The sequence below is a fragment of the Nocardioides sp. NPDC087217 genome (genome assembly GCF_044744805.1).
In the GTDB taxonomy this organism is placed as follows: domain Bacteria; phylum Actinomycetota; class Actinomycetes; order Propionibacteriales; family Nocardioidaceae; genus Nocardioides.
The window spans coordinates 208,182-228,455 of sequence record NZ_JBIUZB010000006.1; the positions used below are offsets into that span (position 1 = coordinate 208,182).

The 20,274-nt window shown below is 70.5% G+C and carries 13 protein-coding genes and 1 pseudogene; 8 read left to right on the forward strand and 6 right to left on the reverse strand.

What is annotated here, in order from left to right; translation table 11 throughout:
• Position 1 precedes the first annotated feature (1 nt).
• Positions 2–952: an ABC transporter ATP-binding protein gene (locus ACIO3S_RS23875; RefSeq protein WP_400468146.1), complete on the forward strand. Its 951-nt coding sequence runs from the start codon at positions 2–4 to the stop codon at positions 950–952.
• Positions 949–1,728, forward strand: a complete 780-nt coding sequence (locus ACIO3S_RS23880) for an ABC transporter ATP-binding protein (RefSeq protein ID WP_400468148.1) — start codon at positions 949–951, stop codon at positions 1,726–1,728. Before ACIO3S_RS23875 ends, ACIO3S_RS23880 begins: the two co-directional genes overlap by 4 nt.
• A 64-nt stretch (positions 1,729–1,792) precedes the next feature.
• Here ACIO3S_RS23880 and ACIO3S_RS23885 read toward each other — a convergent pair whose 3' ends face one another.
• A complete protein-coding gene (locus ACIO3S_RS23885) occupies positions 1,793–2,365 on the reverse strand; it encodes a GNAT family N-acetyltransferase (RefSeq protein WP_400468150.1) in 573 nt (190 codons plus the stop codon).
• A gap of 327 nt (positions 2,366–2,692) precedes the next feature.
• Here ACIO3S_RS23885 and ACIO3S_RS23890 point away from each other — a divergent pair, with 327 nt between their 5' ends.
• Complete coding sequence (locus ACIO3S_RS23890; RefSeq protein ID WP_350718194.1) at positions 2,693–3,937, forward strand: ABC transporter substrate-binding protein; 1,245 nt, start codon at positions 2,693–2,695, stop codon at positions 3,935–3,937.
• Between the two features lie 167 nt (positions 3,938–4,104).
• Here the strand turns inward: ACIO3S_RS23890 and ACIO3S_RS23895 are convergent, their stop codons facing one another.
• Positions 4,105–4,575: a hotdog fold thioesterase gene (locus tag ACIO3S_RS23895; RefSeq protein ID WP_160024271.1), complete on the reverse strand. Its 471-nt coding sequence runs from the start codon at positions 4,573–4,575 to the stop codon at positions 4,105–4,107.
• Positions 4,576–4,677: 102 nt separating this feature from the next.
• Between ACIO3S_RS23895 and polA the strand changes: the two genes are divergently transcribed.
• Complete coding sequence (polA, locus tag ACIO3S_RS23900; protein ID WP_400468153.1) at positions 4,678–7,365, forward strand: DNA polymerase I; 2,688 nt, start codon at positions 4,678–4,680, stop codon at positions 7,363–7,365.
• Between the two features lie 237 nt (positions 7,366–7,602).
• On the opposite strand, the gene ACIO3S_RS23905 is transcribed toward polA, so the two are convergent.
• Positions 7,603–8,844 (reverse strand): lipopolysaccharide biosynthesis protein, encoded by a 1,242-nt coding sequence (locus tag ACIO3S_RS23905; RefSeq protein WP_400468464.1) that lies wholly within the window; start codon positions 8,842–8,844, stop codon positions 7,603–7,605.
• A gap of 200 nt (positions 8,845–9,044) precedes the next feature.
• Between ACIO3S_RS23905 and ACIO3S_RS23910 the strand changes: the two genes are divergently transcribed.
• Together ACIO3S_RS23910 and ACIO3S_RS23915 are read left to right on the forward strand one after the other, a co-directional pair.
• Positions 9,045–10,748, forward strand: coding sequence for a hypothetical protein (locus ACIO3S_RS23910; RefSeq protein WP_400468154.1), 1,704 nt, complete (start codon positions 9,045–9,047; stop codon positions 10,746–10,748).
• A gap of 20 nt (positions 10,749–10,768) precedes the next feature.
• On the forward strand, positions 10,769–10,924 hold the full coding sequence (locus ACIO3S_RS23915; protein ID WP_160024268.1) for a hypothetical protein: 156 nt from the start codon (positions 10,769–10,771) through the stop codon (positions 10,922–10,924).
• A 73-nt stretch (positions 10,925–10,997) separates the two neighbouring features.
• On the opposite strand, the gene ACIO3S_RS23920 is transcribed toward ACIO3S_RS23915, so the two are convergent.
• Positions 10,998–12,116: a glycosyltransferase family 4 protein gene (locus tag ACIO3S_RS23920; protein WP_400468156.1), complete on the reverse strand. Its 1,119-nt coding sequence runs from the start codon at positions 12,114–12,116 to the stop codon at positions 10,998–11,000.
• Positions 12,117–12,289: 173 nt separating this feature from the next.
• Here ACIO3S_RS23920 and ACIO3S_RS23925 point away from each other — a divergent pair, with 173 nt between their 5' ends.
• Complete coding sequence (locus ACIO3S_RS23925; protein WP_400468158.1) at positions 12,290–13,087, forward strand: class I SAM-dependent methyltransferase; 798 nt, start codon at positions 12,290–12,292, stop codon at positions 13,085–13,087.
• Positions 13,054–17,283 (forward strand): alpha-(1->3)-arabinofuranosyltransferase family protein, encoded by a 4,230-nt coding sequence (locus ACIO3S_RS23930; RefSeq protein WP_400468160.1) that lies wholly within the window; start codon positions 13,054–13,056, stop codon positions 17,281–17,283. Before ACIO3S_RS23925 ends, ACIO3S_RS23930 begins: the two co-directional genes overlap by 34 nt.
• 53 nt (positions 17,284–17,336) lie before the next feature.
• On the opposite strand, the pseudogene ACIO3S_RS23935 reads toward ACIO3S_RS23930, so the two are convergent.
• Together ACIO3S_RS23935 and ACIO3S_RS23940 are read right to left on the reverse strand one after the other, a co-directional pair.
• Positions 17,337–18,338 (reverse strand): annotated as a pseudogene (locus ACIO3S_RS23935) (acyltransferase family protein); the annotation flags it as partial.
• Positions 18,338–20,266 (reverse strand): hypothetical protein, encoded by a 1,929-nt coding sequence (locus ACIO3S_RS23940; protein ID WP_400468162.1) that lies wholly within the window; start codon positions 20,264–20,266, stop codon positions 18,338–18,340. The pseudogene ACIO3S_RS23935 and the gene ACIO3S_RS23940, both read right to left, overlap by 1 nt.
• Positions 20,267–20,274: the final 8 nt, after the last annotated feature.

The window sequence follows — 20,274 nt, forward strand, 5'->3', positions numbered from 1 at the left end:
CATGACTGACCAGACGAGCACCGAGACGAGCGACGTGGCGAGCAAGACCGGGCCCGCGGGCTTGGTCGGGGCGAGCACGGCGCCGGGCAGCAAGAAGTCCGACCCGATCATCGTCGCCGACAACATCACGCGTACGTTCGGAGGACTCACCGCCGTCGACGTCGACCACGTCGAGATCCAGCGCGGTGCGATCACCGCGCTGATCGGCCCCAACGGAGCCGGGAAGACGACGTTCTTCAACCTGCTGACCGGCTTCGACCAGCCCAACACCGGCTCGTGGAGCCTGGAGGGCAAGTCGCTCAAGGGCGTGGCTCCCTACAAGGTCGCCCGCCTCGGGATGGTGCGCACCTTCCAGCTCACCAAGGTGCTGGCCAAGCTCACCGTGATCGAGAACATGCGCCTGGGCGCCACGGGACAGAAGGGTGAGCGGTTCTGGGCCGCGCCGTTCAAGTTCCTGTGGGGCAAACAGGAGGACGAGGTCACTGCGAAGGCCGACGACCTGCTGGCCCGGTTCCTGCTGGACAAGAAGCGCGAGGACTTCGCCGGATCGCTCTCCGGCGGTCAGCGAAAGCTGCTCGAGATGGCCCGCGCGCTCATGGTCGACCCCGAGGTCGTCATGCTCGACGAGCCTATGGCGGGTGTGAACCCGGCCCTGAAGCAGTCGCTGCTCGGCCACGTGAAGTCGCTGCGCGACGAGGGCCGCACGGTCCTCTTCGTGGAGCACGACATGGACATGGTCCGCGACATCTCCGACTGGGTCATCGTGATGGCCCAGGGCAAGATCGTCGCTGAGGGCACTCCTGAGTCGGTCATGGCCGACCAGCGTGTCATCGACGCCTATCTCGGGGCCCACCACGACACCGACCTGAGCGAGCTCGACGAAGAGGTCCTCGAGGCCGAGGTCGAGGCAGAGCTCGAGGGCGACATCGCCCAAGAGGAGGACTCGAAGTGACTTCCACCGAAGCGGAGGAGTTCCGCGAGAAGCATCTGGGCGAGGCCGAGGGTGCGGTGCTCCGCGCCGACGGGCTCATCGCCGGCTACCTTCCCGGGGTCAACATCCTCAACGACACCGACCTCTACTGCCAGCCCGGCGAGCTGGTCGGCATCATCGGCCCCAACGGCGCCGGCAAGTCGACTCTGCTCAAGGCGCTGTTCGGCCTGGTGAAGATCCATGAGGGCACGGTCAAGCTGAACGGTGAGGACATCACCGGCAAGCGTGCCGACGAGCTGGTCTCGCGGGGTATCGGGTTCGTCCCGCAGAACAACAACGTCTTCCCGAGCCTGACCATCGAGGAGAACCTCGAGATGGGCTGCTACCAGGCCCCGAAGAAGTTCGCGGAGCGGTTCGAGTTCGTCACCGGGATCTTCCCTGCCCTCGGTGAGCGCCGCAAGCAGCGTGCTGGTGGCCTCTCCGGCGGTGAGCGTCAGATGGTCGCGATGGGCCGGGCGCTGATGATGGAGCCGTCGGTCCTGCTGCTCGACGAGCCCTCCGCGGGGCTCTCGCCGGTCATGCAGGACGAGGTCTTCGTGCAGACCCGCAAGATCAACCAGGCGGGTGTCTCGGTCGTGATGGTCGAGCAGAACGCTCGCCGCTGCCTGCAGATCTGCGACCGCGGCTACGTGCTCGACCAGGGCCGCAACGCCTACACGGGAGCTGGGCGCGAGCTCGCCGACGACCCGAAGGTGATCGAGCTCTACCTCGGCACCCTGGGTGCCAAGGAGGACTGAGCGCGTACGTCCTGAAACGGCCGGGCCCCGGAGCAGCATGCTCCGGGGCCCGGCCGTTTCGTGCTCAGGCGACGGTGTGCGAGCGTCGCTGGGAGCGCCGGGCGGCGAGCAGCTCGCCGACGGCGCTGGACTGCTTCGGGCCGCGCTGCAGGCGGGCGTGGTGGGGCAGGGCCCGGCCCAGGACGGTGAGTCGGGAGCGTACGACCGCGGTCGGGGCCACCCGCATCACGGCCTGGGCGCCGAGGCCGATCCGGGCGAGGAACCGGTTGCCGTCACGGCCACCTGCGGAGGCCGCGGCTGCGATCGTCCTGATCCCGCGCTCCTCGGCGAAGGAGACGGCCGACTCCATCAGCATCCGGCCCACGCCACGGCGGCGGAAGCTGGGGACGACGTGGGGCGCGAAGATCTGCACCGTCGGCTCCAGGTTGAGCGGGCCGAAGGTGGTCGCACGCAGGTAGACCGCCCCGACGGGCTCGCTGCCGCACTCGGCGACCAGGAGGCGTTGGTCGGGGGAGGCTTCGGCGCCACGGATGATCGTCTCCAGGTCGCTCAGCTGCTCCTGGGCGTCCGCCATCCGCAGCGAGTCCTGCCAGATGCCGAGAAGGAAGAGCGCGTCGTCGGCTCGTGCCTCTCGCATCGTCACCGGCACCCTCATCGAGTCCGTCCTCCGAGAGTGCCGTGCGTACAGATGATCACAATTCCTCCACGATCGTGGCTGTTCCTGGGCGGAATCGGGTTTCCCGAGTGATTATGGGTCACCACGGCGCCGATAGTACGGAGCCGATGATGGCGGCAACCCAGGCAATGATGCCATGGGGGAGATGTAACGGATTGGTGAAAAGACAGGTCCCTCGGGTGATTCACCCTCCCAGCGTCTCTAATGTGTCTCCGCAAGGTCCGGCGTGAGCCGGGCCAGCCCATACGAAAGAGGGACTAAGCAGTGAACTCATCATCCTCTACCTGGATGAAGCTGACCGCAGGCGCCGGCGCCTTGGCGCTCAGCTTCACCCTCGCCGCCTGCGGCGGCGAGACCGCTTCCGAGGAGCCGGAGAAGAAGGCCGCCGCTAAGGGCGACGGCACTCTCACCATCGGGCAGCTTCTCCCGCAGACCGGTAGCCTCGCGTTCCTCGGCCCGCCCGAGTTCGCCGGTTCCGACCTGGCGATCCAGGACATCAACGCCGCCGGTGGTGTGCTCGGCAAGGACGTAGTTCCCGTCGTAGCAGACTCCGGTGACACCACCTCCGCGATCGCCCCCACCGAGGCCGACAAGCTCATCGACGCCAAGTCCGACGTCATCGTCGGCACCGCGTCCTCGGGCGTGTCGATGACCGTGATCGACAAGATCATGTCGTCGGGCACCGTGATGTTCTCCCCGGCGAACACCTCGACCGAGTTCGACGAGGGCGACTTCGCCAAGCCGGACCTCTACTTCCGCACGGCTCCGTCCGACATCCTGCAGGGCGCCGTCATGGCCAACCTGCTGCTCGAGGACAAGCGCACCAACGTGGCGATCCTGGCCCGCCAGGACGCCTACGGCGAGACGCTTGCCGAGGAGATCAAGGCCAACCTCGAGGGTGCCGGCTCCAAGGTCGCCACCACGGCGTTCTACTCCGAGGACGCCACCTCGTTCGACGCCCAGATCAACGAGGTCGCCGGCTCGGGTGCCGACGCGGTCGTCGTGGTCGCCTTCGAGGAGACCAAGAAGCTCATCCCGCAGCTCATCGCCGCGGGTGCCGGTCCGGCCAAGCTGCCGACGTACTTCGTCGACGGCAACCTGTCGGACTACTCCAAGGACTTCACCAAGGGTGAGCTCAAGGGTGTCAAGGGCACCCTCCCGGGCGCCGAGACCACTGGTGACTTCAAGGAGCAGCTGCTGAAGGTCGACCCGAAGCTGGCCGACTACTCCTACGCCGCCGAGTCCTACGACGCCACCATCGTCTCCGCGCTGGCGGCTGTGAAGGCCGACAGCGACGCTGGCGAGGCCATCGCCGAGGAGATCGTCGACATCACCACCGGTGGTGAGAAGTGCGAGACGTACGCGGACTGCGTCAAGCTCATCGAGGACGGCAAGGACATCGACTACGACGGCAAGTCCGGCCCGATCGAGCTCGGCGAGACCGGTAGCCCGACGGCCGCGTCCATCGGTATCTACCAGTACAACGACAAGGCGACCTACGCCCCCGTCAAGTACATCGCTGGCGAGGTCTGAGCCTGTGACCCTGCGACGAAGTCGCAGGGTCACAACGCGAAGAGATCGAGCGAGCGCAGCGGGTGAGCTTGCGAACCCGCGAAGCGGGTCGAGATCCAGTCGCTGAGCGAGACTGATTGACGAAGGGCCCCGGAGCGACACGCTCCGGGGCCCTTCGGCGTTCGTTCCTACATCGAGATCCGGTCGGCGTCGATGAGCGAGCAGGTGATCCGTGAGGTGCAGACCCGCTTGCCGCGCTCGTCAGTGATCACGACCTCGTAGGCCGCCGAGCTGCGGCCGAGGTGGATGGCGGTCGCGGTGCCGGTGACGATGCCGGAGGTCGCCGACCGGTGGTGGGTGGCGTTGATGTCGACGCCGACGGCGATCTTGCCCAGGGACGCGGCGTGCATGCCGGAGCCGGTGGACCCGAGCGTCTCGGCGAGCGCGACCGAGGCGCCGCCGTGCAGCAGCCCGTACGGCTGGGTGTTGCCCTCGACCGGCATGGTGCCGACGACCTTCTCGGCCGAGATCTCCAGGATCTTGACGCCCATCTTGTCGTTGAGGCCGCCCATGCCGTGGGGGAGCGAGGCGAAGAACGTCTCGCCCGCGGTCTTGTCGGTCGGCGAGACGGTCTGGTCGGTGGTCGATGCATCGGTCATGGATGCATCGTCGCATGTGCTGCACGGGGTCTGGGAGCGGGGGACGCGCGGGTCTCGACCCGCGGTCGCGCTGTTGTCGGTGGTCGTGGATAGAGTCGGACCGTGGCTGACGTGACGCGTGACCGACTGCTCCTTCTCGATGGGCACTCGCTGGCCTACCGGGCCTTCTTCGCCCTGCCGGTGGAGAACTTCTCGACCGTCACGGGGCAGAACACCAATGCCGTCTACGGCTTCACCTCGATGCTGGTCAACGTGCTGCGCGACGAGACCCCGACCCATGTCGCGGTCGCCTTCGACCTGTCGCGCCAGACGTTCCGGCTGGAGGAATACTCCGAATACAAGGCCAAGCGCAACAAGACCCCCGACGAGTTCAAGTCCCAGCTGCCGCTGATCCAGCGACTGCTCGACGCGCTGCACATCCGCCACCTGTCCCTCGCGGGCTATGAGGCCGACGACATCATCGCGACCCTGGTGACCCAGGGGCTGGAGGCCGGGATGGAGGTGCTCATCCTGACCGGTGACCGCGACTCGCTGCAGCTGGTCACCGAGTCCTCCACCGTGCTCTACCCGATGCGTGGTGTCTCCGACCTGGCGCGGATGACGCCGGAGGCCGTCGAGGCGAAGTACGGGGTCCCACCGCACCGCTATCCCGAGATCGCCGCGCTGGTGGGGGAGGACTCCGACAACCTGCCCGGCATCCCCGGCGTCGGCCCGAAGACCGCCGCGAAGTGGATCAACACCTACGACGGCCTCGACAACCTGATCACCCACGCCGACCAGATCAAGGGCAAGGCCGGCGACAACCTGCGCGCCCACCTCGGCGACGTGATGCGCAACCGGCGGCTCAACGCCCTGGTGCGAGACCTGGCCCTGGAGGTCGGCCCGGCCGACCTCGGGCGGGTCGAGTGGGACCGGGCAGCGGCGCTGGAGCTCCTCGACGAGCTCGAGTTCCGCGGCGAGATCCGCACCCGGATCACCGACGTGCTCGCCCCCGAGGACGACGTCCCGGTCGACGAGAGCGGGTTCGCGCTCGAGGGCGAGACGCTGGCTCCCGGCGCCGTCGCGACATTCCTCGAGGAGCTCGGGGCCACCCCGGTCGGGGTGCATGTGCGCGGCACCTGGGGTTCCGGCACCGGCCGCGTGGACGGGTTCGGCTTCGCGACGCAGGAGCGGGCTGCGTACGTCGGGGTGGAGGAGCTCACTCCCGAGGACGAGGCCGCGCTGGCAGGCTGGCTCGCGGACGCCTCGAAGCCGAAGATCATGCACGACGCCAAGGGGCCCGAGCTGGCTATCGACGCACACGGCTGGTCCTTGGGCGGGCTGGTCACCGACACGGCGCTGTCGGCCTACATCGTCGCGCCCGACCAGCGCTCCTACGACCTCGCCGACCTGACGCTGCGCTACCTCAAGCGTGAGCTCAAGCAGGAGGACGACGGCGGCCAGGAGTCGCTCTTCGGCGACGACGAGGTCGGCGGCGACGGCGTGGCCAGGACCTCGATGCTCTACGCCCGGGCAGTGATCGACCTCGCCGTCGAGCTCGACTCGGCGGTCGAGGCCGCCGGCGGGCACCGGCTCCTGTCCGAGGTGGAGCTTCCGCTGCTGCATCTGCTGGCGCGGATGGAGAAGACCGGCATCGCGGTCGACACCGAGCACCTCGACGCCCTGGAGCGACACTTCGCGGGCCAGATGAAGCAGGCGGCCGACGAGGCCTACGGCGTGATCGGGAAGGAGATCAACCTCGGCTCGCCCAAGCAGCTGCAGGTGGTCCTCTTCGACGAGCTCGACATGCCGAAGACGAAGCGCACCAAGACCGGCTGGACCACCGACGCCGACGCGCTGCAGCAGCTCTACGTGAAGACCGAGCACCCCTTCCTCCTCGCGCTGCTGCGCCACCGCGACGTCACCCGGCTGCGGGTCACCATCGAGGGCCTGCTGAAGACCGTGCAGGACGACGGCCGGATTCACACCACCTTCAACCAGACCATCGCGGCCACCGGGCGGCTCTCCTCGACCGAGCCCAACCTGCAGAACATCCCGGTGCGCACCGAGGAGGGTCGCGGGATCCGCAAGGGCTTCGTGGTCGGCGACGGCTTCGAGTCGCTGATGACCGCCGACTACAGCCAGATCGAGATGCGGATCATGGCGCATCTGTCCGAGGACGAGCTGCTCATCGAGGCGTTCCGCTCCGGGCGCGACTTCCACTCGATCACCGCCGCTCGGGTCTTCGGCGTCGACCCCGACGCGGTCTCCAGCGAACAGCGGGCGAAGATCAAGGCGATGAACTACGGCCTCGCCTACGGCCTGTCTGCCTTCGGTCTCTCCCAGCAGCTCGGGATCGAGCCGAGCGAGGCGCGAGGGCTGATGGAGGAATACTTCGAGACCTTCGGTGGCATCCGCGACTACCTGCGCAGCCTGGTCGAGGAGGCGCGGCGCACCGGCTACACCGAGACCATCATGGGCCGCCGCCGCTACCTTCCCGACCTGCTCTCGGACAACCGTCAGCGCCGCGAGACCGCCGAGCGGATGGCCCTCAACGCCCCCATCCAGGGCTCGGCCGCCGACCTGATCAAGGTCGCCATGCTGCGCGTCCAAGCCGCCATCGACGAGGCCGGCCTCTCCTCCCGGATGCTCCTCCAGGTCCACGACGAGCTCGTCTTCGAGGTCGCGTCCGGGGAGCGGGAGGCGTTGGAGTCGCTCGTACGCGAGCAGATGGGCTCCGCCGCCGACCTCAACGTCCCCCTCGACGTCTCCGTCGGCACCGGCCTGTCCTGGCACGAAGCCGCCCACTGACCGCCGAGGCGTCGCCCCGGTCGGCCGAGACGTCACCCGCGTCGACCGAGACGTCAGTTGTGGCGTACGAGATGGCAGTTGTGGCGAACCGAATCGGTCGTTATGGGCGACGAAACTCGATCTTCGTCGGCCCTAGCTGCTCTTTCGGCCTGCATAACTGACGCTTCGGCCGACGCAAGTGACGTCTCGGACCGCCAGAAGTGCCATCTCGGCCGACGCAGCTGACGTCTCGGCGGGTCAGGGGCGCTGAGGGGTCTGGCTGAGGCGCCAGAACGTGGTCGCCAGGAGGACGGCGGCGAGGACGGCGTCGACACTGAGGACGGCCCAGACGAGACCTTCGACGGTGGTCTGCATCGCGCCGAGGGCGAGGGCGGCGGCGACGGCCACCCAGAGGAGGTACGCCGAGAGCCGGCTGCGCCGGGCGAGGACCGAGTAGACGAGCAGCTGGAGCACGGAGAGCACCATGCCGAGGATCGCGAAGACCCAGAGCAGGCCCTCGATCTCGGCGTAGTCGGGGCCGCCGATGAAGATCATCGCGAGCCACGACAGCAGCCACGAGCCGGCGATCGCGCACGCGCCGAGACCGCCGACGAGCGCGAGCGACTTGATCAGCGCGGAGCGGCGGCTGGCCTCGGCCGACATCGACGGAAAGGCGATGATCACCACGAACTGCGGTAGGAACAGCACCGCCTTGGTGAGGATCAGGCCACCCGCGTACAGGCCGGAGACGTGGTCGGTGAGCACGTTGCGCGCGATCAGGATGTCAACGTTGGAGAGCGCGAAGAAGCCGAGCAGCGCGAACGAGCCATGGAGCATCTCGACGACGACGGGCTTCACCGGCCCGGGCCTCGCGTCGGTGTCGGTACGACGTCGGAGCACCCACCATCCGACGATCGCCGGTGCGAACTGGGCCAGCGCTACGCCGGCCATGGCGGCTCCCTCGGTGGGGCGGATCCACATCGCGGCGGTGGTGACGATGACGCGGGGGATACCGAGAGCCAGGTAGACCATCGCCAGGGCGAGCCAACGGCGCTCGCCCTGCAGCACCCCGGCCTGACCACCCATGATGGTCAGCGGTACGGCACACACCGCGACCAGCATCGCGGGATAGATCGAGTCGAGCCGCAGCACCCGCCACACCAGCGGTGAGGCGGCGAGCATGACGATCCCGACGACGATGGCCGCGCGGTAGGTCGCGCGAAGCACCGTCTGCTCGATCACGCGCTCCTGGCCGGGCGTCTCGGTCACCCGTCGCGACGCCGTCGCCTGCATGCCGAGCTGGACCACGCCGACCACGAGGAGCAGCGACATCATCGATGCGACGCCGCCGTACTGTCCGGGGCCGAGGATCCGGGCGGCGATGATCTGGAAACCGTAGGTCGCGACGTTGGTGACCATGATGCAGACAGCGAGGAAGCCGCTGCTGCGGATGAGCGAGGACAGCCTGCGCCGGCGGGCGCTGGTCGGGCTGTCGGTCATCGTGGGCACTTGGAAAGCCTAGGGTGCGGCGGGTCACATGCCGGCACCGGCATCCGCCCAGGACCGGAACTCGATCGCCACAACTGACATCTCGTCCGACCTAACTGACATCTCGTCCGACCTAACTGACGTCTCGTCCGGCGTAGCTGACGTGTCGCGCGACCGGGGTGACTTCTCGGCGTGGGGCTTAGGGTGGCCGCGTGATCGAACGGGCGGCCCCGACCGTGTGGGCGGGTGTGCTGGCGGTGCTGATGCTGGGGCCGGCGCTGGGGGCGGGGTTCGTGCTCAGCTACGACATGGTGTGGGTGCCGGATCTCGCGCTGACCCGGGATGTGCTCGGCCTGGGGTCGGGGCTGCCGCGGGCGGTGCCCTCGGACGCCGTGGTCGCGGTGCTGGACGAGGTCGTGCCGGGTCTCGTGCTGCAGAAGCTCGTGCTGATCGGAGCGCTCGTGCTCGCCGGGGCGGGTGCCGCCGAGCTGGTGCGGGAGCGCTCGCTCGCCGCGCGGCTGGCGGTAGTGAGCCTGACCGTGTGGAGCCCGTACGTCGCCGAGCGGCTGTGGATGGGTCACTGGCCGATGCTGCTGGCCTATGCCGTGGTGCCCTGGCTGGTGCTGGCCGGCCGCCGTTGGGCCGCGACTGAACCCGTTCCGGCCCAGCGCGGCCCGGTGTGGCTGCTCCCGGTCCTGCTCGTCGGGAGCCTGAGCGCCAGCGCGGGAATCGTGTCGGCCGCCGTACTGCTCGCGACCGGTCTGCGCCGGGGCCGGCGACCGGTGCTGCTGCTCGCGATGGTGGCCGCGGTCAACGCGCCCTGGGTGATCGCCGGCCTGGCCCACGCGGGGGAGGCGGCGTCGGCGACCGGGTTCGAGGTCTTCGCGCTGCGCGGCGACGCTCTGCCCGCTCCGCTGGCAGCTTTGACCCTCGGCGGTATCTGGAACACCTCGGTCGTCCCCTCGAGTCGCGAGAGCTGGCCGGCGTGGGTGGCCCTGGCGCTCCTGGTGGCGCTGATCGGTGCCGGACTGCGGCGGTGGTGGGCCGCCGAGGGCCAACGGACCGCGATCCTGGGGCTGTGGGCGGCCGGGATGGCGATCGCCGTCGCCGGCTGGGCGGCGCCCGAAGCCCTCGACGACCTCGCCCAGCACATCGCGGGTCTCGCGCTGATGCGGGACAGCAGCCGCCTGCTTCCGCTGTGCCTGCCGCTGATCGTCGTGACCGTCGCGGCCGGGGTCGACGCGCTGCGCGATCGGCTTCGCGGGACCGCACCCCGATGGGCCGCCGCCGTTGCCCTGGCCCTCGCCCCGATCGCCGTGCTTCCAGACGCCGCCTGGGGTCTCGCCGGCGGCATCGGCACGGCCGACTACCCGACGTCGTGGCAGCGGGCCGGCGCGACGCTCACCGAGGAGACGGCACCGGGTGACGTACTCGTCCTGCCCTGGTCCGCCTACCGGGCGCCGGCGTGGAACGAGCATCGTCCCGTCCTCGATCCGCTGCCGAGGATGCTGCCCAGGGCGAGCGTGACCAACGGCGACCTCGTCATCGGCGGGACCGAGATCGAGGGGGAGGACCCGCGCGCGACGGCCGCCGCCGAGGCCCTCGCGGCACCGGACCCCGAGGCACGGGCGAGCGAGCTGAGCCGCCTCGGGATCGGGTACGTCATCACCGACCGCACCGCGGGCGAGGCGCCGCAGGTGGCCGGCGAGACGGTCCACGACAGCGGCGACCTGCTCCTGCAGCGGCTGCCGGGGGAGGCGACCGCGCCGGACGCCTACACCATCGGCTCGGTGACCCTGACGGCGGTGATCGTCGGGTGGGTGGCGTACGGCCTGGCCTGGCTCGGAGCCACAACATCAACAGTTCTGCTACTGATCAGTATTGTTCGGCGGCCGGCTGCTAAAGTTCGCCGCTAGGAGAGGGAGGTCACATATCCATGGGCAACATCATTGCCATCGTCGCCAGCATTCTTGTCGGCGGCGGAGTCGCCGCAGCGACCATCGTCGGAGTCGTCACCAGCAGCACGGACAACACCGTCGAGAATCCTCCGAGCGTCTCTGAGTCGACGGTTCAGTACGGCACCAACGACTGAGCTCGACGTAGCGAAAGAGGCCCGGCGGTGATCCGCCGGGCCTCTTCTCAATCTCTACGACAGTCCAGAGCAGTCAGTCCGCGCTGACCACGTGTCCCTGGAGCGCGGAGGCGAGCACGGCGTTGAAGTTGAGCTGGCTCTGCTCCCAGGTGTGCTTGCGCGCGTGCCACCGCGCGCCCTCGGCCAGCTCCTTGCGTCGGATCTCGTCGCCGAGCAGGTGGTCGAGCGCGGCCACGAAGCCGGCCTGGTCGTCGACCAGTACCCCGGACTCGCCGTCGTCGATCGACTCGGTCGTCCCGCCCGCGTCGCGGAAGGCGACGGTCGGGGTGCCGTGCTGAGCGGCCTCGGTGACGACCAGACCCCAGCCCTCCTTCAGCGACGGCAGCGCCATCAGCCAGGACCGCTCGTAGACCGCCTCCTTGGTCTCCTCGTCGACGTGCCCCAGCATCTCGACGAAGTCCCCGGCCCCCACCCGGGAGACGTACGCAGCCAGCTCGTCGGCCCACCAGCCACCGCCCACGATGCTCAGCCTCAGGTCCGGGTAGGACGCCCGCAGCGCCACCGCCGCGTCGACGGCGAGCTCGACCCGCTTGTGCGGCACGAGCCGCCCGACGACGCAGATGGAGGGATGCTCGGTCTTCGCCGGCCGGTCGCTCAGCGCCGGCGCGGCGCCGTTGTGCACGACCGCGACCCGCGCAGGGTCGACGCCGAGCGTGGCCAGCTCCGCCCGGGTGGCGCGGGAGACGGCGACGTACTGCTTGTGGCGGTAGAGCCGCGGCGCCAGCCACGACTCGACCCACCAGCCGATCCGTCCGGACAGCCCGGGATAGACCACCGGCCACTGCTCGCGGTGGACGTGGTGGACGAGCACCGTGACCGGGGCCCGGGTGCCGAGCGGGCAGAAGAACGGCAGCCCGTTCTGCACGTCGACGACCGCGTCGACGCGGCCGATCGGGCCCAGGCGGCCCAGCGCGAGCAGCAGCACGCCCCACAGATAGATGCTGAGCTTGCCGCCGCGGCGTACGTAGCGGATACCGTCGCGCTCCTCCCGGGCACGCGCGCCTGGATAGGTGGCGGTGAACACGGTGACCCGTGCTCCCGCGCCCACCAGTCCGGCGGTGATCTGGTGGAGGTAGTGCTCGGCTCCACCGGCTTCGGGATTGTCCGTGTCGCGCCAGCTGAAGACCGCCACATGGCGACCATCCAGCTGCGCTCCCTCGTTGGCGCGCAAAACTCAGTTCTCCCCTGACTCGCAGTTTCCCCGCACTGAGCGCTCCCTCCCCAGGGGTCACGCAGTTACCGGAGAGTAGGACACTTCGTGACCAAATGCACACCCGTTGGGGTAATTCGGTTAGGGTTCCCGCCGTGCCGAACCTCCTCGACCCCCGGAGCGGGGACCAGATCGACGCCCCGGTCGGCAACGACTGGCGGGCGACGCTGCGGCGCTCCGTACGCCTCTTCAGCGACTTCCGCGTGGAGCAGACCGATCCTGCGCGCTTCTACACCGCGCTGGCGGCGGACTCGGTCGGCCAACTCGCGCACTACACCGACGGAGAGACCCTTCAGGGCACCGTTCTGCTCGACGTCGGCGGCGGCCCGGGCTACTTCCGCGACGCCTTCATGAACGCCGGCGCGACCTACCTCGCGCTCGACGCCGACGCCGGTGAGATGCAGGGTGCGGGGATCGTCGCCGAGGGCAGCATGCTGGGCGACGGGATGCGGCTTCCCGTCCGCACCGGAAGCGTCGACGCCTGCTACTCCTCCAACGTGCTCGAGCACGTCCCGACCCCGACAGCCATGCTCGACGAGATGCTCCGGGTCACCAGGCCCGGCGGCGTCGTCTTCTGCTCCTACACCCTCTGGTGGGGCCCCTGGGGCGGCCACGAGACCAGCCCGTGGCACCTGCTCGGCGGCCGCTTCGCGCGCCGGCGCTACCTGCGCAAGCACGGCCACGAGCCCAAGAACAAGTTCGGCGAGTCGATGTACGCAGCGACCGCCTCCGCCGGGCTGCGCTGGGCGCGCGCCCAGCGCCGGGCGGGCAACGCCGAGATCCTGGCCGCGGTTCCGCGCTACCACCCGGCGTGGGCGGCGTGGCTGATGCGGGTCCCGGTGGTGAGGGAGGTGCTCTCATGGAACCTCCTGCTCGTGCTGCGCAAGACGTGACCCCGGACCCTCCGAGCGCTACCTCACGACTGAGGATCGCGGCGTACGTCGCGATCCTGACCGCGATCACCTTCACCCAGGCCCCGGGCCGGATCGTCGCGGACACCAAGTTCGACCTGAGCGCCGACCCGTGGGCCTTCCTGGCCCGGGCGCTGAACATGTGGGACGCCCAGGGCGCCTTCGGCCAGGTGCAGAACCAGGCGATCGGCTACCTGTGGCCGATGGGTCCCTTCTACGGTCTGGGCCAGCTGGCCCAGCTGCCGGAGTGGGTGATCCAGCGGCTGTGGTGGGCGCTGCTGCTCAACCTGGCCTTCCTGGGAGTCCTGATGGTCGCCCGCGAGCTGCAGCTGGGGCGGCCGTGGGCGCAGGTCGCGGGTGCCGCGGCGTACGTCCTCACGCCACGCGTGATGACCATCCTCGGCGCCAACTCGGCCGAGCTGTGGCCGACCGCTATCGCGCCCTGGGTGCTGCTCGCGGTCATCCGCGCCAGCGGCACCACCACGACGAAGGACCTGGTGCGCTGGTGCGCGGTGGCCGCCCTCGCGGTCGCCTGCGCGGGCGGGGTCAACGCGACCGCGGTCTCGGCGGTGATCGTCCCGGGCGTGGTCTTCCTGCTGACCAGGACCGGTGCCCGGCGGTTCGCCGCACTGGCGCTGTGGGGCGTGTTCACCATCCTCGCCACCCTGTGGTGGACGATCCCGCTGGTGCTCCAGGGCCGCTACATCCCGCCCTTCCTCGACTACATCGAGACCGCCGCGGTGACCTCCTCGACCACCGGCCTGCTGCCGACGCTGCTCGGCACCTCCGACTGGGTGGCGTACGCCGACCCGCTCTACTACCCGGCCGGGGAGAGCCTGCACGCCACACCCTTTCTGGTTCTCGACGCGGCCGCGGTCGTCGCCATCGGGCTCGCCGGGCTGGCCGGGGTCGGCCGTGCGCGTCGTCACCCCGAGACCCGGTTCCTGATCGGCTGCGTGCTGGCCGGCGCCGTCCTGGTCGGCATCGGCTACACCGGCGCGCTGGCAGGCTGGGGAGCCGAAGCCCGTCAGGACCTCGTCGACGGCGCCCTGGCGGCGGTGCGCAACAGCCACAAGTACGACGCGGTGCTCCGCCTCGGGCTCGCCGCCGGGGTCGTGCTCACCGTCGAGACCATCCTCTTCCGCGCCGAGCTGGCGCGAGCCTCCGGGACGGCCAGGAAGGCCGCGCAGTGGCTCCGGACGGTGTTCGTCATCGCCGTGGTGGCCGCACTGGCCGGCCTGGCGGTGCCCTGGGTGCGCGGCCAGGTGCCGCCGCCCGGGTCGATCGAGAACGTCCCGACCTTCTGGACCGACGCCGCCGACTATCTCTCCGAGAACGACGACGGCGGCGTGACGCTCGTGGTCCCGGCCGCCCGGTTCGGCGACTACCTGTGGGGCAGCACCCACGACGAGGTCTTGCAGCCCCACGCCGACTCCCGCTGGGCCGTACGCGGCGTGGTTCCGCTGGCCGAGCCCGGAAACGTCGTCTGGCTCGACCGGGTCACCGAGGAGATCGAGCGCGGCATCCCCAGCGCCGATCTCGCCCCGATGCTGGCCAAGGCCGGGGTGACCCGGCTGCTGGTCCGCAACGACCTGCACTGGGGCACCACCGGCGCCCCGCCGCCCTCGCTGGTGCACGCCACCCTCGCCCAGTCGCCCGGGCTGACCCGCGAGGCGAGCTTCGGCACCGAGTTCGGCAACACCACCTACCACCGCGAGAAGGGCACCCGCGTCCTCGTCGACGGGGGACTGGCGGGGGAGTACCCGCCGATCGAGATCTACGAGGTCGACGACGCCACCTCCGACGGGACCCTCATCCCGGCGAAGACGACCGTGATGGGCGACCCGGGCGAGCCTGCCAGCGGGGCGCCGGCGGTGCTGACCGCCGACGACACCCGGTCGGCCGCCGACGGCTCCGGGGAGGGGGCCGATGTCATCCTGACCGACGGCCAGCGGCGGCGTACGACCCTCTTCGCCGGTGTCCGCGCCAACTCCTCCGCGACCCGGACGGCCGAGGAGGGCGTCGACTCCGACCAGCCCGAGAGCTTCCACCGCTACCTGGAGAACCAGGAGCGGTGGCAGAGCACGATGGTCTGGCGCGGGGTCGAGGCCGTGGAGGCCTCCAGCTCGGCGGCGACCCCGGAGGAGGTCCCGGTCGACCGCGGCCGGGCACCCTCGGCGGCCCTGGACGGCGACCCCGACACCGCGTGGCACACCGAGACCGGATGGGACCACGATCCGGAGGGCTCCTGGCTCCGGGTGCGGTTCGAGGACGAGACCGACCTCGGCAAGGTCACCATCACGATCCCCGCGAACGTCGTCGGGGTCGAACGGCTCGAGCTCGTTGCCGGCGCCCAGATGCGCAAGGTCTACGCCCCGCAGCCGGGGGAGGAGGCGACGTACGACCTCACCGGGTTCAGCGCGCGCAACCTCACCATCACCGCCCGCGGAGCCACCGCCTACGGCCCCTGGGGGATCAGCGAGCTCGACATCGAGGGCGTCGACGCCCAGCGCCTGGTCGCACTCCCCGAGCCGCCGGAGGACACCACGATCCGCAAGATCCGGCTCGGTCGCGACGCCGACCGCAGCGGCTGCATCGACCAGGGTGGCGTGCTCTACTGCGAGCCGTTCCTGGCCGCCACCGGCGACGACGGCGACGATCTGGACCGGCTGATCACGCTCACCCGCGGGCAGTCGTTCGACGTCACCGGGAGCGTGTCGCTGCGCCGCGACCACGCCTACGCCGCGGCGGCCGCCGCCCTCGCCGGCGTGGACATCACCGCACCGAGCCGCGGAGACATCGCCCAGTCGGCGCTCGCGATGGCCGACGGCGACGAGGGCACCTCCTGGCGGGCGCCGTCGACCGGCCCGGCCACGGTGACCGTCGGGTTGCCTGAGCGGCAGCGGATCAGGTCGCTGCGGCTCATGGTCAACAAGGCGGCCCCGGTCAGCATCCCGACCGAGGTCGAGATCACCGATCTGCGCCGCCCCAAGCGCACGGTCACCCGCGAGGTCGACTCGGACGGTGACATCGAGGTGCCGAGCGGCTGGCGCACCGACCGGCTCCGGATCCGGATCACCGAGACCGACGCCGCCTACGACCAGCCCTCCAGCATGGCCGACGCGTCCGAGCTGCCCGCCGGCATCTCGGAGGTGGAGGTCAACGGCCGTCCGCTCGGCGACGGGACGCTCCGGGCGGGCTGCGCCGACGGTCCTCGCATCCGCGTGGGCGAGCGGGTGCTGCGTACGGCGGTCAACGGGTCGCTCTCCGCGCTGCTGCGCGGTGGCGAGCTGCCGCTGAGGGTCTGCGGTACGGCCCCGATCAACCTGGCTGCCGGCGAGAACACCCTGCTCGCCGACCCGGTGGACGCGCTCCGTGTCGACAGCCTCGAGCTCAGCGCGGAGGTGATCGCGGACGCGGAGTCCCCGGAGGTGGTCGAGGTGGAGCGCGACGAGCGCGACGCCGCGGTCTCGGCGACCGTCTCCGCCGAGGCGTACGACCGGGTCCTCGTGCTGCCGCAGAACATCAACACCGGCGCCACCGCGACCCTGGACGGCAAGGTCCTGCGCGCCCAGCGGGTCGACGGCTGGCAGCAGGGCTGGATCGTGCCTGCCGGCGCCGGGGGAGAGGTACGTTTCGGCTTCGCGCCCGAGGCCACCTACCGTGCCGGGCTGATCGCCGGTGCGGGCGGCGCGGCGCTGGTCCTGGCGCTCGCGCTGGTGACCTCATGGCGCCGCCGTGGCACCCCGCCCAGCCTCGAGCTGTTCCCCGTCGCCGCGCCCTGGCGGTGGTACGACGCCGGGCTGCTGGTCCTCGTGGCCGGTCTGCTCGCCGGCTGGTGGGGTGCGCTGGCGGCCGTGGTCGCCTGGCTGCTGCCACGCCTGACCGGCCGCCGGCCGGTCGTCGTACGCCTCCTGGCCGCCGGGTCGGGGGCAGCGCTGCTCGCCGGCGCCCTGGCCGTCGAGATCCTCCCGACCGCCTGGGACCTGCCCTGGGACCCGCCCGCCTGGACGGCTCAGGCGCTCTCGCTGGTCGCGATCGTGCTGGTCGCCGCGGCCGCTTCGGTCTCACCAGGCTCTGACGCAGCCTCCGGCTCAGGCTCGGACCGCCGCTTCGGCCGGCGCCCGGAGGGACGCCAGCCGCGCAGCCGCATCACCCTGCGCTCGAAGAGGATGTAGGACAGCGCAGCGACCGGAATGGTGACGGCGAGCGTCATCCCCAGAACGGTCCAGAAGCGGTCGTTGAAGGTGCCGAACCCGAGCAGCTCCATGCCCATCAGCAGCACGAACATGTGGATCGAGAAGATGCCGTAGGAGATCTCGCCCAGCGCGCTGGGCACCGGACCGGCCAGCCAGCGGCGTACCGGGCCCTCGAGCTCGGGCCCGAAGACCAGCGGGAAGATGACGCACACCGCGACCGCGCCGTAGAGCACGCACTTGAGCGCGGACTCGGCCGGCGTCGGCGCATCCACCAGGCCGATCGGGCCGGTGATGGGCGTGCAGGCCGCGACGAAGAGTCCCAGGGCCAGCAGCCACCATCCGGTCAGGTCGCGCGCGGCGGCGTCCAGCCGCACGCGCATGCCCGGGTCGACCGAGCAGGCCGCGAGCGCGGTGCCGGCCAGGAACCACGGCAGGTACGCCGGCAGCCACTCGGCAGCGAACGGCTGGTCGAACCAGGTCCGGGCGCCGGCGGCGAAGGCCACGCCGCCGATCGAGAGCAGCAGGCAGACGACCAGCACACGGCGTACGTCCAGGCGGTCTCGCGGCGTCAGCAGCCGCACCACCAGCGGCAGCGCGAGGTAGAAGGCGACCTCGGTGCACAGGCTCCACATGTGCGCCAGGCCGTAGGCGTGCGTGTCCTGGGTGTAGATCTGGGTCAGGGTCAGGTTGGCGATCCAGCCGCCGACGCCGACGTCGGAGTTCGCCGGCGCGGCGATCAGGCAGACCGCCACGACGACCCAGTAGAGCGGGAGGATCCGCAGCGCGCGCTTCCACAGGTAGCGTCCGGTGCTCGGCGGCGGCGCTCCGGCGGCGCTGGCCGCGAACCACGGCCTGGCCAGCAGGAACCCGGAGACCACGAAGAAGAGCGCGACGCCGAGGTCGAAGTGGGCGAGCATCGCCCCGGTCCAGCCCTGCGGGTAGCGGCCCGTGTGGAACCCGACGTGGGTCAGCACGACCATCAGCGCGCCGACGGCGCGCAGCGCGTCGAGCGTGAGGAATCGGCGGTCCATCATCAGCCCTCGTCCTCAGCCCCTGAGATCGGGTCACCGAACGGCACCACGCTCCCGACCTCGATGCCACCCAGGCAGGGCTTCGATCCCGGAGTCAGGCTCTGGAGGCCGATGGTGTCGAAGCGTCCCTCGCCGGTACGCAGGTAGAGGCTGCGGAACCCGGGCTCGACGTCCACGTCGTAGGAGTGGTCGCCTGCGGTCACCCGCATCCGGCCCGCGTCCTTGGCAGCCGCCACGTAGGCGACCCGGATCCACCACCCGGCGCCGTCGACGCCACCGTCCAGGCCCACCTCGAGCGGCGTCTGCCGCACCCGCAGCTTGCACTTGTCGAGACTCGGTGTCGGGTCGACGGCGCCGACCGAGCGTCGCTCGGGCTCGACCAGCGCCGGCCGGATGTGGCCATCCTTGTCGACCAGGTAGAGATTGTCGGTGCTGGCCCGGGGGAACGCCATCTTGTCCGACAGCGGCCGGAGCACGCGGCTCACCTGGTTGTAGGGGTACGACGCGCCCCAGACCATCCACTCGGGCACCGGCCCGTCCGCCATCGGCAGCGGCTCCTCGACCTCGACCTCGGCCAGGTCGGCGCGGACGGTGTCGATGTAGCGACGGGTGTTGTCGTCGTCGTGCCAGCCCTGGACGTAGGAGTAGGACGAGAAGAGCCCCAGCGCGGCGACGACCGCGGTCGCCACCGCGACCCGTCGTGGGTTGTCCAGGAAGGGTGACGTACGCGTCGGGGTGAGCGTCTCCACCGCCCCGCGCAACGGCAGCGTGGCCAGCGCGAGCGCCATCGCCGTCACCGCGATCGTGTCGGTGAGGTAGCGGTAGGCGAGCGCGATGTCGGCGCCGACCCCGCCGGCCCGGATGGCGGTGATCAGGGCGATGTCGATGACGAGGATGCCGCCGACCAGCCACCAGGCCCGCAGCGCGATCGAGCGCGTGCGGGCGAGCTCGAAGGTCAGCAGCGCCAGCACGCCGACGGCGAGCACCGAGACCACCGCGCCGGGCTCGGCCCAGCCGGCGGAGTTGCCCTCGATCCACTTCCACCGCAGCGGCCCACCGACCGCGCCGGGCGCCCACGACTCCAGCAGGAACCGCTGCGCGACCAGCGCGAACCCGTTGGCGTCGGAGCTGCCCGACGCCTTCGACGATCCCGCGCCCAGGGTGAGGTAGGCGATCACGGAGCCGATCGAGACGAACCCGTAGAGGAGCACACCGGGCAGGTAGCGGCCCAGGATCGTCCGCAGCCGGGTCAGGATGTCGCCGGTCGCAAACCAGCCCAGCGCCAGCACGGCGTACGGCCAGAACAGCAGCATCGCCTTCTCGCCGAAGGCGATGGCGGCCAGGGTGATGAGGATCGTCAGCAGGGCCCAGCGGAACCGCCGCGTACGCAGGTAGTTGAGGTGTGCCCAGGACCCCCAGAAGATCGCGGCGAGGAACGGCAGCTGGGTGATCCCAGGACCCCAGGACAGGAACGCGGGCAGGCTGATCGAGCTGAACAGGAACAGCGCCAGGGGCGGCAGGATGCCGCGCCGCTTCCCGAACGCGGAGCAGAGGAAGACCAGCGCGCCCAGGTTCGCGATCGCCTGCAGGACGAGGAGCTCGACGGCGGGATAGGCCCAGGCGTAGGGGTCGAGGCCGAAGTTGTAGGCCGTCAGCGCGAACGCTCCCGGCATCAGGTGCCCGGCGAACCCGTGGAAGAGCAGGTCGGCCGAGAGGCCGTCGGACATCAGCTTCGACATGAAGTTGGCGTCGTCGAAGCGGTACCACGAGCCGCTCAGCGCCCAGGCGCGAAAGGCGAGCTGGGCCACGATCAGGGCGAGCGCGGTCGCCACGACATTCCGGGGAGTCGCGAGCAGGCCGTCGGCAGCGGGCGCGTCAGTAGGCCCGCCGGTGTGCCCGGCAGCGGTGGTGGTGGAGTGGGGGGAGGACACGAAGAGGA